This window comes from Aetokthonos hydrillicola CCALA 1050, assembly GCF_017591665.1.
Lineage (GTDB): Bacteria > Cyanobacteriota > Cyanobacteriia > Cyanobacteriales > Nostocaceae > Aetokthonos > Aetokthonos hydrillicola.
Genome location: NZ_JAAKGC010000338.1, coordinates 1 through 1,854, shown reverse-complemented (window position 1 = coordinate 1,854; position 1,854 = coordinate 1). Strand labels below are relative to the sequence as shown.

2 protein-coding genes and 1 pseudogene are annotated in these 1,854 nt (G+C 47.6%); all 3 read left to right on the top strand.

All coding sequences use genetic code 11. The annotated features are described in order from the left end of the window. A partial coding sequence (locus G4P69_RS37675; protein WP_243903187.1) for a DnaB helicase C-terminal domain-containing protein occupies positions 1–284 on the top strand: 284 nt, incomplete at its 5' end. A gap of 241 nt (positions 285–525) precedes the next feature. Continuing rightward, positions 526–1,320, top strand: a complete 795-nt coding sequence (locus tag G4P69_RS40835; protein ID WP_208340674.1) for a DNA cytosine methyltransferase — start codon at positions 526–528, stop codon at positions 1,318–1,320. Positions 1,321–1,351: 31 nt separating this feature from the next. Further along, positions 1,352–1,854 (top strand): annotated as a pseudogene (locus G4P69_RS40830) (ASCH domain-containing protein); the annotation flags it as partial.

The following is a 1,854-nucleotide window of genomic DNA, read 5'->3' as shown; positions in this document are numbered from 1 at the left end:
TGGCAGGGGAACTGAATGTTCCAGTGCTGGCACTGTCTCAAATCTCTAGGGCAGTGGAGGGTAGGCAAAACAAACGCCCAGCAATGAGTGACCTGAGCCAGTCAGGAATCTTAGAAATGGTCGCAGATAATATCATTTTGGCTTACCGGGATGAGTACTATTGCCCAGATACAGTTGACCAGGGAATTTTAGAACTGATCTTGGCTAAGGCACGGCACGGTGAGACGGGTACAGCATCAGTGCTGTTTGACAAGTCCTATGGAATCATCTTGAACCTGGAGTAAGGGAGATGAGTGTTAGCACTTTGGTAGAAAGTCTTGGTGGCAGCTATGGCTCCACCGAAGATTGTCCTGTCCTCAAAGTAGGCGATCGCATCCAGATTCAAGCAAAAAACTTTAGCGTTCGTCGGCAATACTTAGCTAATGCCACTGGAGAAATTAAAGCTCTGACGGACAACAAAGCATCTGTGTTGCTTGATGAGCCAGCTAATAAAGCTTATAAACCGCACACTGTAAAGGTTGACCTATGCTTTCTCAAATTGATTTATGTAGCGGAGTGGGAGCAGGTTTCCCTCTTGCAGGAATTATCACAGGAGGAATCCAACTGTGTGGACTCTGCGAAATTGACTCTTTCTGCTGTGACCGACTGCGCGATCGCTTCCCCGGTGTCACCATCTACCCCAACGTGCGCGAACTGTGGCTTAAGCCTGGAGCCGCCGACCTTATCTCCTCATCACCTCCCTGCCAACCGTTTACAGTTGAAGGGAAACGTTTGGGAAGTGCCGACGAGCGAGACTGTATCCCTCAGATCTTGCGACACGTTAGAACAAGCCAACCTAAATTCTTCGTTCTCGAAAACGTGCCTGGACTGTTATCAGCTCCCATTATTCCTAGAGACGAACCCGGCACATATTTTCGGCAGATCCTCCGGGAGCTTCATGGCAGTGGGTACGATGCGGAATGGATTGTTGTTGGAACAGCCCAATACGGTACTCTCTGGTCAGGAGAAAGGCTCTTGCTTGTTGCCACGTCCAGGAGCCTTAAGTTGGAGTGGGAACGGGCGACCCCCTGGTACAACCAAATCCGAGGCGAAAGCAAAGAATCTAGGGATATTGCACAAAAACGAAGTTTACAATCCCGATTGGCTAGAACTACAGTTCGGACTGCCGCTTCTGTGGACATCGCCCCAGGAGTGCCGAGCGGCAACGGAACTACTCGCGGAAGAAGGGCAGCACTTGGAAACTGTCTCGACAATCGGCTTGCTCAAATCGCCCTCAAGAGCGTCCTTTACCTCAACTCCATCATCTCTAAAAGCAATTAGTCTTTGGCAGCCTTGGGCTTCCCTGATTCCCTTGGGACTGAAGCACTATGAAACTCGCAGTTGGAAAACAAGCTACAGGGGCAAACTGCTGATTTGTTCTGCTGCAAAGCTGACAAAAGAACAATACCAGCAGTACTTAAAGATTTGTAACGAGGTTAAATTACCAGCCTGGGACGAAACTAATTTTCCGCGTGGGTGTGCGATCGCCATCTGCGACTTAGTAGACTGCATCGAAATGACACCATGTTTTATTGAACAACAATCAAAAACTGAAATTCTGTGCGGGGATTGGCAACCAGGGCGTTATGCCTGGAAGTTAGAAAATATCCAACCCATCAGAGAACCGTTTGCAGTTAAGGGAAAACAAGGTCTTTTTAATATTTCCCAAGATATCTTTCAATCTCAACAAGAGCTAACAGAATTACTAGGGGACAACCAGATAAACCCTAGTAATGATGAAGTACTAGGGGATATCGAAAATAGCCCTAGTAAAAATATCTCCCCTAGTAATCAAAGCCCTAGTAAATTACTAGG